General features: G+C 66.6%; 13 protein-coding genes. 2 read left to right on the top strand and 11 right to left on the bottom strand.

Annotated features, from left to right (window positions below):
* Nucleotides 1–96: 96 nt before the first annotated feature.
* The 3 genes from AC1RJ5_RS12435 to ileS are packed head-to-tail and all read right to left on the bottom strand — an operon-like array spanning nt 97 to nt 3891.
* Nucleotides 97–510, bottom strand: a complete 414-nt coding sequence (locus AC1RJ5_RS12435) for a DUF3035 domain-containing protein (RefSeq protein WP_184162338.1) — start codon at nt 508–510, stop codon at nt 97–99.
* Entirely contained in the window at nt 503–1072 is a 570-nt protein-coding gene (lspA, locus tag AC1RJ5_RS12430; protein ID WP_342251563.1) for a signal peptidase II, read from the bottom strand. Before lspA ends, AC1RJ5_RS12435 begins: the two co-directional genes overlap by 8 nt.
* The gene (ileS, locus tag AC1RJ5_RS12425) at nt 1069–3891 is read right to left on the bottom strand and encodes an isoleucine--tRNA ligase (protein ID WP_493113573.1); all 2823 of its coding nucleotides are present in this window, start codon (nt 3889–3891) and stop codon (nt 1069–1071) included. Before ileS ends, lspA begins: the two co-directional genes overlap by 4 nt.
* A gap of 107 nt (nt 3892–3998) precedes the next feature.
* Here ileS and AC1RJ5_RS12420 point away from each other — a divergent pair, with 107 nt between their 5' ends.
* Nucleotides 3999–4223, top strand: a complete 225-nt coding sequence (locus tag AC1RJ5_RS12420) for a hypothetical protein (protein WP_269573615.1) — start codon at nt 3999–4001, stop codon at nt 4221–4223.
* Here AC1RJ5_RS12420 and AC1RJ5_RS12415 read toward each other — a convergent pair.
* The 4 genes from AC1RJ5_RS12415 to AC1RJ5_RS12400 all read right to left on the bottom strand — a co-directional run bounded on the left by AC1RJ5_RS12415 (nt 4220) and on the right by AC1RJ5_RS12400 (nt 7911).
* Nucleotides 4220–5143, bottom strand: a complete 924-nt coding sequence (locus AC1RJ5_RS12415; RefSeq protein ID WP_493113571.1) for a bifunctional riboflavin kinase/FAD synthetase — start codon at nt 5141–5143, stop codon at nt 4220–4222. The two genes, AC1RJ5_RS12420 and AC1RJ5_RS12415, sit on opposite strands and share 4 nt — an antisense overlap.
* 199 nt (nt 5144–5342) lie before the next feature.
* Nucleotides 5343–6515: a dipeptidase gene (locus tag AC1RJ5_RS12410; RefSeq protein ID WP_493113569.1), complete on the bottom strand. Its 1173-nt coding sequence runs from the start codon at nt 6513–6515 to the stop codon at nt 5343–5345.
* Nucleotides 6512–6982, bottom strand: coding sequence for a dihydrofolate reductase (locus AC1RJ5_RS12405; protein WP_493114685.1), 471 nt, complete (start codon nt 6980–6982; stop codon nt 6512–6514). Before AC1RJ5_RS12405 ends, AC1RJ5_RS12410 begins: the two co-directional genes overlap by 4 nt.
* Nucleotides 6983–7116: 134 nt before the next feature.
* Nucleotides 7117–7911, bottom strand: a complete 795-nt coding sequence (locus AC1RJ5_RS12400; protein ID WP_493113567.1) for a thymidylate synthase — start codon at nt 7909–7911, stop codon at nt 7117–7119.
* A 141-nt stretch (nt 7912–8052) separates the two neighbouring features.
* Here AC1RJ5_RS12400 and AC1RJ5_RS12395 point away from each other — a divergent pair, with 141 nt between their 5' ends.
* The gene (locus tag AC1RJ5_RS12395; protein WP_269573619.1) at nt 8053–8451 is read left to right on the top strand and encodes a JAB domain-containing protein; all 399 of its coding nucleotides are present in this window, start codon (nt 8053–8055) and stop codon (nt 8449–8451) included.
* On the opposite strand, the gene AC1RJ5_RS12390 is transcribed toward AC1RJ5_RS12395, so the two are convergent.
* From AC1RJ5_RS12390 to AC1RJ5_RS12375, 4 genes are all read right to left on the bottom strand, one after another.
* Nucleotides 8437–9177 (bottom strand): class I SAM-dependent methyltransferase, encoded by a 741-nt coding sequence (locus tag AC1RJ5_RS12390; protein ID WP_493114683.1) that lies wholly within the window; start codon nt 9175–9177, stop codon nt 8437–8439. The two genes, AC1RJ5_RS12395 and AC1RJ5_RS12390, sit on opposite strands and share 15 nt — an antisense overlap.
* Nucleotides 9178–9206: 29 nt before the next feature.
* On the bottom strand, nt 9207–10334 hold the full coding sequence (prfB, locus tag AC1RJ5_RS12385) for a peptide chain release factor 2 (protein WP_184162311.1): 1128 nt from the start codon (nt 10332–10334) through the stop codon (nt 9207–9209).
* 119 nt (nt 10335–10453) lie between these two features.
* Nucleotides 10454–12970 (bottom strand): penicillin-binding protein 1A, encoded by a 2517-nt coding sequence (locus tag AC1RJ5_RS12380; RefSeq protein WP_342251275.1) that lies wholly within the window; start codon nt 12968–12970, stop codon nt 10454–10456.
* A 182-nt stretch (nt 12971–13152) separates the two neighbouring features.
* Complete coding sequence (locus AC1RJ5_RS12375) at nt 13153–14415, bottom strand: N-acetylmuramoyl-L-alanine amidase (protein WP_184162305.1); 1263 nt, start codon at nt 14413–14415, stop codon at nt 13153–13155.
* Nucleotides 14416–14656: the final 241 nt, after the last annotated feature.

Genomic DNA, 14656 nt, shown 5'->3' with positions numbered 1-14656 from the left:
GAGCGCCCCGGGCGCTCCCCGCCATAGGGAAAGGCCGGCCTGCAGGGGGATGCAGGCCGGCCTTTCTTGTTTCGTGCGCTTGAGGAGCAGTGCCGCTTATTGCGGCGTGCTGGCCTTGGCATCCTTGCCGTCGCCTTCCGGCGCCGCGACGATGTCGCGGGTGGTGGTGCCCTTGTCGACCACGCTGGTGCCCGGGCTGCCTGCGGTCGAGCGCGCGCCGACATCGGCGCCGGTGCTGCCCGACTGGTCCATGACTGCCTGCTCGCCGGGGCTGCGCGCCGCCGAGCCGCCGAACATCGCGTCGAGCGCCTGGTTGGCCGGGTTGCCTTCCTGCGGACGCGGGGCGCCCGGCTGCGGCGGCACCAGCGCGAAATCGGGCGGGATCACCAGCGGCGCCTGGCGCGCGACGGCGAACTCGTCGGGGCGTGCCCGGTCATAACCCTTCTTGCCGCAAGCGGAGAGCGAGGCCGCAAGCGCGATCGCGCTCACGATGGTAACGGTCTTACGCATTGACTTCATTCTCCACAGCGGCCGGGCTTTCGCCTGCGGCCTTATCGCGCACGAGGAGCGCGCGGATCAACAGGATCAGCACGCCGATGGTAATCGCCGCATCGGCGACGTTGAAGACCAAAAACGGGCGCCATGTCCCGAAATGCAGGTCGGCGAAATCGACGACGAAGCCGAGCCGGGCCCGGTCGAGGATGTTGCCGAGCGCGCCGCCCAGCACCATGCCGAGCGCGCAGACATCGGGCAGCTTCTTCTCGCGGAACATCCACCAGATCACGCCCGCGGCGATCGCGCCGGTGAGCACCACCAGCATCCAGCGCGTCGCATCGCTGTTCGCGGCGAACAGGCCGAGCGACACGCCGATATTGGCGACGAAGCGCAGGTCGAAGATCGGCAGCACTTCCTGGACATGGTTGAGCCCGTCCAGGCCAAGCTTCTGCTGGATCAGGGTCTGGACGAACGCCAGGTCGACGCCGAGCGCGCGCACGACCAGCAGCTTCGTCACCTGATCGATGACGAAAACAAGGGCCGCCACGGCGAAGCCGATTCCACGAGTCACGTTCATTCCACCACCCCGGCACAGCGGTCGCACAAGGCGCCGTCCTGCGCAACTTCCGGGAGATGCCGCCAACAGCGGCCGCATTTATGGCGCTGGGTGGGCACGACCGTGACCGCATCACCTTTGCTCACCTTCGAGACGATGAACAGCTCGGTGAGATCCGCTTCCGATGCCGGCAGCACCGGCACGGTCACTTCGGCCTCGAGGCTGGAGCGCACCTGCTTCTCGCGGCGATAGGGTTCGATCGCTTCGGTCACCTGCTGGCGGAGCTGGCGGATCGCGGTCCAGTCGCTCTCGACCGAGGCACCTTCCGGCAGCACCGGCCATTCGAGCATGTGGACCGATTCGTCCTCGCTCGGGAAGCGGGCCTGCCACACTTCCTCGGCCGTGAAGGCGAGGATCGGCGCGGCGTAGCGGACCAGCGCGTGGAACAGCGTGTCGAGCACGGTGCGATAGGCACGGCGCTTGGCCGAGCTCTCCGCCTCGCAATAGAGGCAGTCCTTGCGGATATCGAAGAAGAAGGCCGAGAGGTCTTCGTTCATGAAGTCCGTCAGCGCGCGGCTGTAGCGGTTGAACTCGAAACCGTCAGCGGCGCTGCGCAGCTCGTTGTCGAGCTCAGCCAGCTTGGCTAGGATATAGCGCTCCAGCTCGGGCATTTCGGCCACGGGCAGGCGCTCCGCCTCGCTGAACCCGTCGAGCGCGCCGAGCAGGTAGCGGAAGGTGTTGCGGATCTTGCGATACGCGTCGCCGGTGCCGGCAAGCACTTCCTTGCCGATGCGGACGTCCTCGAAATAATCGGTCTGCGCGACCCAGAGGCGCAGGATGTCCGCGCCGCTCTCGCCGATGATCTTGAGCGGATCGACGACGTTGCCGAGCGACTTCGACATCTTGCGGCCATTGCCGTCGAGCGCGAAGCCATGCGTCAGCACCGCGTCATAGGGCGCCCGGCCGCGCGTGCCCGAGCTTTCGAGCAGCGACGACTGGAACCAGCCGCGATGCTGGTCCGAACCCTCGAGATACAGGTCCGCACGGGTGCCGGCGCCGTAGCGCGCCTCGATCACGAAGCTGTGGGTCGAGCCCGAATCGAACCAGACGTCGAGAATGTCGGTGATCACCTCATAGTACGCGAGGTCGTATTTCTCGCCCAGCAGCTGCTGGTGATCGGCCTGGAACCAGGCATCGGCGCCGCCGGTGGTGAAGGCCTCGAGGATGCGGGCGTTCACTTCGGGATCGCGGAGATATTCGCCGGTCTGGCGGTGGACATAGAGCGCGATCGGCACGCCCCAGGCGCGCTGGCGGCTGATCACCCAGTCCGGGCGCCCCTCGACCATCGCGCGGATGCGGTTCTGCGCCTTTTCAGGCACCCAGCGGGTATTCTCGATCGCATCGAGCGCGATCCCGCGCAGAGTGGCGCCGTTCGAAGCGGTCGCTTCGCGCGATTCGTCGTCCCAGCTCGTGTCGCGGGTGGCGCCGTTCGGGCGGTCCATGGGGATGAACCATTGCGGGGTGCAGCGGAAGATCACCTTGGCCTTGGAGCGCCAGCTATGCGGATAGCTGTGGGTGAAGTCGTCCGAGGCGGCGAGCAGTGCGCCGGCCTCTCGCAGATCGGTGCAGATCGGGCCGTCCGACGCGGTGAACTTCTTGTTGATCACCGATCCCTGGCCGCCGAGCCACAGCCAGTCCGGCCGGTACATGCCCGCCGCATCGACCGCGAACACCGGATCGATGCCATTGGCCTTGCAGAGCAGGAAGTCGTCCTCGCCATGGTCCGGCGCCATATGGACGAGACCGGTACCGGCATCGGTGGTGACGAAGTCGCCGGCGAGCAGCGGACGTGGCTTGGCGAAGAAGCCGCCGAGCTTGTGCATCGGGTGACGCGCGACGGCGCCTGCGAGCTGTGAGCCCGAAAAGCGGGTAACAGTCTCGTAGGAGCGCTCTTCTGCCGGCAGGGCCTTGGAGAAACGAGCAAGGCAGTCATACATCAACGCGTCTGCGGGGCCGGCCGCGACAATGAACTGGAATCCGTCATTGCGCTTGACGAGCAGGTACTCAACCTCTGGCCCATAGGCGAGCGCCTGGTTCACCGGGATCGTCCACGGCGTAGTCGTCCAGATTACCGCATGCGCGCCGACCAGCTCGGGGGCGTTCGGCGCCTCGGTGATCTCGAACGCCACATCGATCTGGGTCGAGGTGATGTCCTCATATTCGACTTCGGCCTCGGCCAGCGCGGTCTTCTCGACCGGCGACCACATCACCGGCTTGGCGCCGCGATAGAGCTGGCCGCTCTCGGCGAACTTGAGCAGCTCGCCGGCGATGATCGCCTCGCTCTCATAGTTCATCGTCAGATACGGGTTGGTCCAGTCGCCCATCACACCCAGCCGCTCGAACTGCTCGCGCTGCACGCCGACCCATTTCTCGGCATAGGCGCGGCATTCGGCGCGGAAGGCGACGGGATCGACTTCATCCTTGTTGAGCTTCTTGGCGCGGTAGGCTTCCTCGACCTTCCACTCGATCGGCAGGCCGTGGCAGTCCCAGCCCGGGATATAGGGCGCGTCCTTGCCCATCAGGCTCTGCGAGCGGACGATGATGTCCTTGAGGACCTTGTTCATCGCATGGCCCATGTGAATGTCGCCATTCGCATAGGGCGGGCCGTCGTGCAGGATGAAGCGGGTGCGGCCGGCACGCTGCGTGCGCAGCTTGTCGTACAGCCCGATCCTCGCCCAGCGATCGAGGATGGCAGGCTCCTTCTGGGCGAGGCCTGCCTTCATGGGGAACTCGGTCTTCGGAAGGAAGACGGTGTCGCGGTAGTCTTTTTCGTCGCTCATGAGTGCGCGGGAATTAGAGGAAGCCGCGCTCCATGCAAAGCAGATGTTGCGCGTGCGCTTAACCACCAATTTGGGGAACCCCGCGCGGGTTCGCGAGTCCCCTTTTCATGAACATTCCGGTCCAGAGCGTCGCTGGGCCCGGAGGCGGTGACGAGATTGCCGATCTGGCCGGGCATTATCTGCTGCTACCCGAGGCGGAGGGGCTGGCGCGGATCGACACGGAGATCGCCGCGGCCACTGCCGAATCGCGCTGGGACGACCTCAGCAAATGGCACCGCGTGCGCTTCCGGCTGATCCGGCTGCACCAGCTGGCGGTGCGCGATTCGCGCTAGCCCAGCAGCTCCCGTGCCTTTGCCGCGTCGGCGTCGATCTGTGCCTTGAGGGCATCGAGCGAATCGAACTTCGCCTCGGGGCGGAGATAGTCGATCAGCTGGACCTCGATGGTCTGACCGTAGAGGTCGCCCGAGAAATCGAAGAAATAGGGCTCGAGCAGCTCGACCGGCGGCTCGAAGGTCGGGCGGATGCCGAGGCTGGCGACGCCGCCGACCACGCGCCCGTCGGGCAGGCGTCCGCGCACCGCATAGATGCCATAGGCGGGGCGGAGATAGTTAGCGAGGCTGAGGTTCGCGGTCGGGAAGCCGAGCGTGCGGCCGACCTGGTCGCCGTGCTGGACAATGCCTTCGATCGCGAAGGGGCGGGTGAGCAGCCGGGCGGCCTCGGCCGGCCGGCCTTCGCGGAGATGGTCGCGGATGCGGCTCGACGAGACGGTCTCGCCGTCGAGCTGCACCGGCGCCACCGTCTCGGCCGAGAAACCGAGTTCGGCGCCGAGCGCGGCGAGGGTCGATACATCGCCCTCGCGGCCCTTGCCAAAGGTGAAGTCGCCGCCGGTGACCACGCCGCCGGCGCCGATCCGCTCGACCAGCCGCTCCGCGGCAAAACCGCGCGCGCTGAGTGCCGCCAGCTCGGCGTTGAACGGAAAGACCAGCATCGCATCGACGCCGGCTTCGGCGAGCAGGCGCTGGCGCTGGTCCATCGTGGTCAGGCGGAACCAGGGGCTGTCCGGGCGGAAATAGCGCTGGGGGTGCGGATCGAAGGTGCCGACGATCGCCGGCCGCCCCTCGGCGCGCGCACGCGCCACCGCATGGCCCACCACCGCCTGATGCCCCAGGTGAAATCCGTCGAAATTGCCGAGCGCGACGATCGCGCCCCGATAGCGGGGCGGGACTGCCGAGCCGCCGTCAAGCCGCTCCATCAGGCGGGCTATAGGGGGCGGGATTGGGTCTGCCAACATGCTGACCTACTCTCCCTCTCCCCTTGTGGGAGAGGGAGGGAGCCGACGCAGTCGGCGGAAGGGTGAGGGGGCAGGGGAGTGTGTCTCACTCCCCCTCATCCTTCCCACTCGGCTTCGCCTCGCGGGCCCATTCCTCTTCCCACAAGGGGAGAAGGAGTTTTCACTTCCCCGGCACGATCCCCGCGCGAATCACGCGCAGGACATTGCCGCCCATCACCCTGCGGATCTCGTCGGGGGAGAGGCCGGCATCGAGCAGCCCGCCGGTGATCGCGATCAGCTGCGACGAATCCCAGCCGGTAGTCACCGCGCCGTCGAAATCCGAGCCCAGGCCGACATGATCCACGCCGACCAGCTGGCGCACATGCAGGATCGCGCGGACGACATTGGCCGGCTCGGTGCCGCACACCGCCGCGTCCCAATAGCCGATGCCGACCACGCCACCGGTGCGCGCGACACCCTTGATCTCTTCGTCGGTCAGGTTGCGGTTGACCTTGCAGGTCGCCTGCACGCCGCCGTGGCTGGAGACGACCGGGCGCTTCGCCAGCCTGAGAATCTCGGCGACCGATTCGTGGCTCGAATGGGCGATGTCGACGATCATGCCGAGCTGCTCCATCCGCGCGAGCACCTGGCGGCCGAGCGGGGTAAGCCCGCCCTTCTTCATCCCGTGCATCGATCCGGCGACGTCATTGTCGAAGAAATGCGCGAGGCCCGCCATGCGGAAGCCCGCGGCATGGAGCTTGTCCAAATTGCCGATCTGGCCTTCCAGGTCCTGCAGCCCCTCGATCGAGAGCATGCCGCCGACGACTTTCCTGCCTGCCGCGCGATCGGCGAGCAGCTGGTCGAGCTCCTGCGGATTATGGATCACCCGCAGCTTGCCGTTCGAGCCAGCGGCGGCGCGATCGAGCTTTCGGGCATGGAACAGCGAGCGCTCGAGCAGCGAGGTCCAGGTCTTGGGTGGCTGGAGCTGGGCGATGGTCAGCAGGGTGATGTTGTCGGTGTCGCCCGAATTGGCGTCGTAATTCTGGTGCTTCGGCGTCTTGGTGACCGAGGAGAAGACCTGGAGCGCGACATTGCCTTCGAGCAGCCGGGGCAGGTCGACCTGGCCGGTGTTCGAGCGCTCGAGCAGGCTGCGGTTCCACATCAGCGTGTCGGCATGCATGTCGGCGATCTGGAGCGAGGCGTGGAGCGTCTTCACCGCGTCGCTCGGCTTGGCGAGCTTCGTCGGCACCACCTTGTTCATGCTGCCTTCGACGATCCCCGGGGCGAAGCCGAAAAAGCCGACCGCGGCCAGCACGAGGACGATCAATACGCCCCATAGGATCTTCTTCTTCATCCCGTCCGCTCCAGCGTCACGAAGCTGTAGGCAGGGCGCCCCGCTTCTTCCGGGAAATCCTCGCGCGCAACCTCGCGCCATTCAACCCCGAAAGCGGGGACATGCGCGTCCCCTTCCGGAGCGGCATGGACTTCGGTCAGCTCGATCCTGTCGGGCGTGAACAGCGCGAACACTTCCGCTCCGCCGATCACCGCGACGTCGCCGGGGCCGGCAAGCGCTAGCGCTTCCTCGGGCGAATGCGCGACTTCGGCACCTTCGGCCTGCCAGCCGCGATCACGGGTCAGCACGATATGACGCCGGCCGGGCAGGGGCGCGGGGAAGCTGTCGAAGGTCTTGCGCCCCATGATCATCGGCTTGCCCATGGTCTGCGCCTTGAAGCGTCTGAGATCGGCGGGCAGGCGCCACGGCAGCTGGTTGTCGACGCCGATCACGCCATTGTCGGCACGGGCAAGATGGAAGGAAATCACCTGCATCCGGCGACAGAAGCAGATGCGCCCCTGCATGGGAACCCGTCATGCTGAACTTGTTTCAGCATCCAACGCGCTACGGCTTCCCGGGGGGAGGGTTGGACCCTGAAACAAGTTCAGGGTGACGATTTCTCCTAAACCGCCACCGGCGCCTTGATGTGCGGTTGGGCGACGTAATCGTGGATCACGAAGTCCTCATATTCATAGGCATCGATCGAGCCCGGATTGCGCAGGATCTCCAGCCGCGGGGTCGGGCCGGGCGTGCGGCTCAGCTGCTCGCGGGCTTGCTCCAGATGATTCGAATAGAGGTGGCAATCGCCGCCGGTCCACACGAAGTCGCCCACTTCCAGTCCCGCCTGCTGGGCGAGGAGATGGGTGAGCAGCGCATAGCTGGCGATGTTGAACGGCACGCCGAGGAAGATGTCGGCCGAGCGCTGGTAGAGCTGCAGGCTCAGCTTGCCATTGGCGACATGGCATTGGAACAGGCAGTGGCACGGCGCCAGCGCCATGGCGTGGAGTTCGCCCGGGTTCCAGGCCGAGACGACCATGCGGCGCGAGCCCGGGTTGGTCCTGAGCGTCTCGATCAGTTCCTTGATCTGGTCGATATGGCGGCCGTCCGCCGCTTCCCAGTCGCGCCACTGCTTGCCGTAGACGGGGCCGAGATCGCCATTCTCGTCTGCCCATTCGTCCCAGATGCTGACCTTGCGCTCCTGCAGCCACTTCACATTGGTGTCGCCGCGCAGGAACCACAGCAGCTCGATCAGGATCGAGCGCAGGTGCAGCTTCTTGGTGGTGAGCAGCGGGAAGCCCTGGCTGAGATCGAAGCGCATCTGGTGGCCGAACACGCTCAGCGTGCCGGTGCCGGTGCGGTCCATCTGCTCGGCGCCGGTGTTGAGCGCACGGGCCATCAAGTCGAGGTACTGCTGCATGGGCCGCAGCCTAGCCCTGCCTCCGCGCGAGGCCAAGCGGGCGAGACATATCCATTGTGGAGAAACCGCGCCTCTCCTCCACGGTCCGTTCCGGAGCGGATCGCGCTTCGGGCGGGCGGTATCGACTGGCACCCGGGCGGGATGCTGTTCGGTGCCGAGAAACCACCCCTGCGCCTGGCCGATAGCGAAGCGGCGGGCGCGCTGTTCGCCCCGTTGGCGGGCGAGCGGGTGGAAGTGATGGCCTTCGCCTATCTTGACCGGAGCCAGCAGGTGCTGGGCATGCGCCATGCCCGCTCGGCCTGGCGCGACCGGCTCAGCCTGCCGATCCGCGACATCGCGGCGGACGCGATCGCTTTCCGTGCCTTTGCCGTGGTGATGGCGCACAACCATCCGAGCGGCGATCCCACCCCCAGCCGTGCCGATCGCGAGGCGACCGACCGGCTGGCCCGCGCGCTCGATGTGCTGGGCGTGCGGCTGCTCGATCATCTGGTGGTCGCCGCTAAGGGCACCACCAGTTTCCGCAGCCTAGGGTTCCTTTGATTCTTCCTTGGGCAGCACCGCCGGCGTCGCGGTCCTGCCGCTCTTGCACGCGCGGATCGCGCTCGGCTCGGGGCGCTCGCCCCTTGCCTCGAAGATCGCGATATAGCCGCCGGCCGAGGGCATCGGCTTCATCGAGACCAGGACATAGCCGACCGCGGCGAACTCGCATTTGAGCAGCTCGGGCGGGGTGCCGTGGTCCTGGGTCGGGCGATTGGCATCGACCACCACCGCCTGGCCGCCGGGGGCGAGCGCGGGGCGCAGCCGCCAGAGGAACTCATAGGGGCTCTCGATCTCGTGGTACATATGGACCATGAGCACGCGGTCGAAGCTGTTCTCGGGCAGGCGCGGATCGGCGGGCAAGCCGAGGCGGACGCTGACATTGTCGAGCTTCTCGCGCAGCACGCGCGTGGCGAGATAGTCGCGCGTTTCGGGGACGATGTCCTCGGCGACAACGCGGCCCTTGTCGCCGACGCGTGCCGCCAGGCGGACGGTGTAATAGCCCTCGCCCGCGCCGATGTCCGCCACGGTCATGTCCGGCTTGATGCCGGCCAGGTCCATCACCTGGCCCGCTTCGTTGAGACGATCGCGCGCTTCCTCGGTCGACCAGCGCGGTGACAGGATGCCGGCCACCGGCCGGTCGGCAGCGGGGAAGCCGCTATTGGCCGCAGGGACGCCCTGTTCCTTGTTGTCGATCGCCACCGGCGCGCCGCTGCACGCCGCCAGCATCAGTCCCAGGAACAGCGCGGGGCCGCGTCTCAATCGACATCCTCCACTTCGACCGTCTCGCCGGTCACCCGCTGGGATAGCGCGGCGGCCATGAACGCGTCGAGGTCCCCATCGAGCACATCCGAGGGCGCGGTGGAAGTAACACCGGTGCGCAGGTCCTTAACCAGCTGGTATGGCTGGAGCACATAGGAGCGGATCTGGTGTCCCCAGCCGATATCGGTCTTGGTGGCGTTGGTGGCGTTGGCCGCGGCCTCGCGCTCGGCCAGCTCGCGCTCATAGAGGCGGGCGCGCAGCTGGTTATAGGCCTCGGCCTTGTTCTTGTGCTGCGAGCGCTGGTTCTGGCACTGCACCACGATGCCGGTCGGCAAGTGGGTGATGCGCACCGCCGAATCGGTGGTGTTGATGTGCTGGCCGCCCGCGCCCGAGGCGCGATAGGTGTCGATGCGCAGCTCGCTCTCGTTGATCTCGACCACGATATTGTCGTCGATCACCGGATAGACCCAGATCGAGGAGAAGCTGGTGTGACGGCGCGCGGCGCTGTCATAGGGGCTGATGCGGACGAGGCGGTGCACGCCGCTCTCGGTCTTCGCATAGCCATAGGCGTTCTCGCCCTTCACCAGCAACGTCGCCGACTTGATGCCCGCCTGCTCGCCGGCATGATAGTCGATCAGCTCGACCTTGAGGCCGTGGCGCTCCGCCCAGCGCGTGTACATGCGCTGGAGCATGCCTGCCCAGTCGTTGCTCTCGGTGCCGCCGGCGCCCGAGTTGATCTCGATATAGGTGTCGTTGGCATCGGCCTCGCCCGAGAGCAGGGCCATGACCTTGTCCTTCTCGGCGCGCGCGGCGAGCGCGGCAAGGCTGGCGGTGCCTTCGACCGCCATGTCCTCGTCGCCCTCGGCCTCGGCCATCTCGATCAGCTCGGCGGTGTCGTTGAGCTCGGTCTCGATCGCACGCGTAGCGGTGATCGATTCGTCGAGCCGGCGACGCTCGCGCATCACGTCCTGGGCCTTCTTGGCGTCGTTCCACAGGGTCGGGTCCTCGACGCGCGCATTGAGCTCGTCGAGCCGGCGCAGCGCGCGATCCCAATCGAGGAACCGGCGGAGCAGCGCGAGCGACTCCTTGATGTTGTCGACATGAGCCTGCGCTTCGGCGCGCATAATCAGTAACTCCAAATCTTTTACGTCATCCCGGCGAAAGCCGGGATCTCGTGCCTCAGGCCGATCGCTCGTCGCCTGAGATCCCGGCTTCCGCCGGGATGACGATATAGTGTGCCGCGCTAGTAGATTCCGCCCTCGCGTTGCAAGAAGTCGCTGTCGCCTTCCTGCTTCTTGGGGGCGGCCTTCTTCTCGATGGCCTTGGCCTCGGGCTGTTCTTCCTGGTCGCGGCGGCCGCGGCGCTGGTCGGTCTCGGGCTTGAACGCTTCCCAGATCACGCCCGAAAGCGGATCGCTCGACGGCCAGGCGCCGGTCACCGGCTTGCCGCTGGCGCGGTCGATGCGGACCATGCGGATGCCCTGCGGCGCGGTGAAGGGAACCTTCTCCATGCCTTCGAAGGCGGGAATCGCGAACTGCTTGAAGATCGGTGCGGCGATCGAGCCGCCCTGGGCATAGCCGCCCAGGTTGGTTGGCGTGTCATAGCCGATATAGAGGCCGCCGATCATCTGCGGGGTGCCGCCGACGAACCAGACGTCGGTCGGGCCCGAGGTGGTGCCGGTCTTGCCCATCATCGGGCGGCCCAGGTCGCGCAGCACCGTGGCGGTGCCGCGCTGGACGACGCCCTCGGCGATATGAACCATCTGATAGGCGGAGAGCGGATCGAGCACCTGCTTGGCGCGGGTGACCGGGCGCGGCATCGCGCCGCCCTTCCAGTCGGGCGCGTTGCAGCCTTCGCACGGGCGCCAGTTCTCCGGCCACACCACCGCGCCCTTCCGGTTCTGGACGAAGTCGATCAGCGACGGGTTGAGTGCCCGGCCGTGGTTCACCAGGATCGAATAGGCGTTGACCATGCGGGTCACGGTCGTCTCGCCCGCGCCCAGCGCATAGCTGAGATAGGGCGGGAATTTCTGTCGCGACACGCCGATTCGCTGCATCAGGTCGACGACGTGATCCATGCCGGTCTGGTTGGCGATCTGCACCGTCATCAGGTTGCGCGACTGCTCGATGCCCCAGCGCAGCGTCTTGGGACCGGCGCCGCGGGCATTGCCGAAATTGCGGAAGCACTTCTGGCCGAGGCTGGCCCCCTGCCACACGCAGAACGGGCCATCGACCACGATCGAGGCGGGGGTCATGCCCTGCTCGAGCGCGGCGGCATAGACGATCGGCTTGATCGTCGAGCCCGGCTGGCGTTGCGCCTGGGTGGCGCGGTTGAAGCTCTGGATGCGCGAATCGAAGCCGCCCTGCATGGCGAGGATGCGCCCGGTGCGCGGATCCTCGACCACCATGCCGCCCGAGACCTTGGGGACCGAGCGCAGCGCCCATTGCCCGCCGGCTTCCGGCGCCACCGCGACGATGTCGCCCGGCTTGAACGCATCGAATGCCTGACCGCCCTTGCCGCGCACCGGCATGGTCGCGGCCCATTTTGGCAGCGTGCCGGTCGAGCCGTCATCGAAGCCGATCTGCCAGCTGTCGCCGGTACGATCGATCAGCACGCCCGCGCGCCAATTCTCGTAGTCGAGGCCGATATTGGTGTTGAGGAACGACTGGAGCCAGCTCCTGCCGATATCCGCATGGCCGATCGGCCCGGACCAGCCACGGCCGCGGTCATAGCGCAGCAGACCGTCGCGCAGTGCCTTCTGGGCATATTCCTGCAGCTTGGGGTCGAGCGAGGTGCGCACCCACAGGCCGCCCGAATAGACGCTGTAGGGGCCGGTCTCGTCGGTCTCGCCGAACTTGTCGATCAGCTGGCGGCGCACTTCCTCGGTGAAATAGCCGCCGACGCGCTCGAATTTCGGCGTCTGGCGCGGCACCGTGCCGAGCGGCGAGGCGACTGCCGAATCATGCTGGGCCTGGTCGATGAAGCCGTTCTCGAGCATCTGCCCGAGCACCCAGTTGCGGCGATCGAGCGCGCGCTGGGTGTGGCGTTCGGGATCATAGTTGGACGGGCCCTTGGGCAGGATCGCCAGATAGGCCATCTGCGGCAGGGTCAGCTGGTCGAGCTCCTTGCCGAAATAGGCCTGGCTTGCCGCCTCGACGCCGCCGGCGTTGCGCCCCAGCTCGATCGAGTTGAGGTACAGCTCCATGATCTGCTGCTTGGTGAGCACGTCCTCCATGCGCCAGGCGAGGATGCCCTCCTTGGCCTTGCGCAGGTAACTCGTCTCGTTGCCGACCAGCAGGTTCTTGGCAACCTGCTGGGTGATCGTCGAGGTGCCGCGCGGCGTGGAGCCGCTGACCAGACCCTGGAAGGCCGCGCGGACCAGGCCGGGGAAATCGACGCCGTGATGCTCGAAGAAGGTCTTGTCCTCGGCGGACATGTACGCTTCGACCAGCAGCTTCGGATATTCGGGGAAGCTCAGCTGCACGCGGCGCTCGCGGGCATAGCTGTAGATCGGCAGGCCCTCGGCCGAGCGGACATTGGTCGGCAGCGGCGGCTCGTAGTTCTTCAGCGTGTCGACCGACGGCAGGTTGCGCGCGATGAAAAGCCAGACGAGGAACACGAACAGGCCGGAGAGCAGCGCGAGCACCGCGAGGATCCGGAACCACCAGCGGTGGCGGACGCGACCGAACAGCCCCTTGAAGCCCCCGATCTCGCGCTTGATGCGCATCTTTACGCTGGAAGTGGTGGAACCGTCGGACATGCGGCTCGCGGTTTAGCAGGATTGGCCGGGGAAGGAAGCCGGGAGTCTGGCGGCTCGCCGCACGCCCCTGTTGCGGAGGGGGATTGCCCGTGATTGCCCCAAAACGGGTTTATTCCCAATGTGAAACCACTTCCCCTCGTACCCGCCTATAATGAGGGCACAAGGGGATTGAGGAGATGGTTTCACCGAGAAGCTAAAGTCCGTGACGCCATGCGCGTCGCGAAGTGGATTTCCACGGCCTTGCGCACGCTCTGCGCCACTTTCCTGCGCCCTTCGTCCGAGGCGAGGAATGCGGCGTCGGATTCGTTCGAGATATAGCCCGTCTCGAACAGGATCGAGGGCATGTCCGGTGCCTTGAGCACCATCAGCGAAGCCATGCGGTGGAAGTTCGCCTTGATCGGGATCAGCGGCTGGGCCTCGCGGCCGAGCAGCCGGGCAAAGCCCGCCGATGCGTTCATCGTCTCGCGCTGGGTGAGGTCGATGAGGATCGAGGAAATATCCGGATTCTGCGTGCCGAGATCGACGCCGGCGATGATGTCGGCCTTGTTCTCGCGCGCCGCCAGCCGTGCCGCTTCCTTGTCGGATGCGACTTCGGACAGGGTATAGACGGTCGCGCCGGAGGCATCGCCGTTGCCGGCGCTGTCGCAGTGCACAGAGATGAACAGGTCCGCGCCCAGCTTGCGGGCAAGGCCATAGCGTTCCTGGAGGACCAGGAAGCGATCGTCCTCGCGGGTGAGTGCCACGCGCACCCGGCCGGAGGCGAGCAGCGCGTCCTTGATCGCCAGCGCGGTCTTGAGCGTGAGGTCCTTCTCGCGCAGGCCGCTCGCGCCGATCGCACCGGGGTCGTGCCCGCCATGGCCGGCATCGATCACAACGAGCGGGCGGTCCGCCTCGCCATAGACGCGCGGCAGCGCGGCCGGCGGCGCGCGCCGGGGCAGCGCGATCGTCTCGCTGTAGCGGCTGTGGCCAGCGGGCTGCACATAGGAGAAGGGTGGCAGGAAGCTCATCCGGCGCTCGGCGGCGGCACGGGCGAATTGCGCGTCGTCTACGGTGCGCAACTGGAGCGTGAGCGTGCGGCCGTCGTTGCCGAAGCGGCCCTCGGTCACGATCGCCGGGCGTGCCAGGTCGAGCACGATGCGCGCGCCCTCGGCGCCTTGCGAGCCCTGTCGGATGCTCGTCACCGGCCCTTCGGCATAGGCGCGATCACCCGGCTCGGCGCCCTTGGCGTCCAGCACGATACGCTGTGGTCCAGCGAGCATGAAAGCGCTTGCCTGGGAAACGGGTGCGTCAAACCTGACGATCACCCGGTCGCCCTTCACGCGCACTTCCTGCACGACGCCCGCCCAGCTGGGGACTCCGGTCAACCAGCCGGAGAGCAAGGCGAGCAGGAACAGCACCCTGACGCTATGCCGCGCCGGGGCTCTGGGGGTCCAGCCCAAAACCATAGATTGATACTCTGAGTTACGCGTCTGCCCTGACGAGACCGGACTAGAGGGCGCGCCTCAAATCGCCGTGAAATTGTGCGGTTAATTTTCGATTCGGCATATTTTTGCCGGCAAGGCGGCAAGGGCTTGCCGGTCTGTTTGCCGCTTTTAGCCAAGGTTGCCGCGCCGTTACGGTAATGCTAGGCAGCATTGTCCCGGCCCTTGCGCCGGACCTTTCTCGCGGCCACATCTTGTCGCGACA

Source organism: Sphingomonas sp. GW822-FHT03G08 (assembly GCF_058801135.1).
The sequence above is the reverse complement of the archived record's forward strand: the minus strand, read 5'-3'. Positions and strand labels throughout refer to the sequence as shown.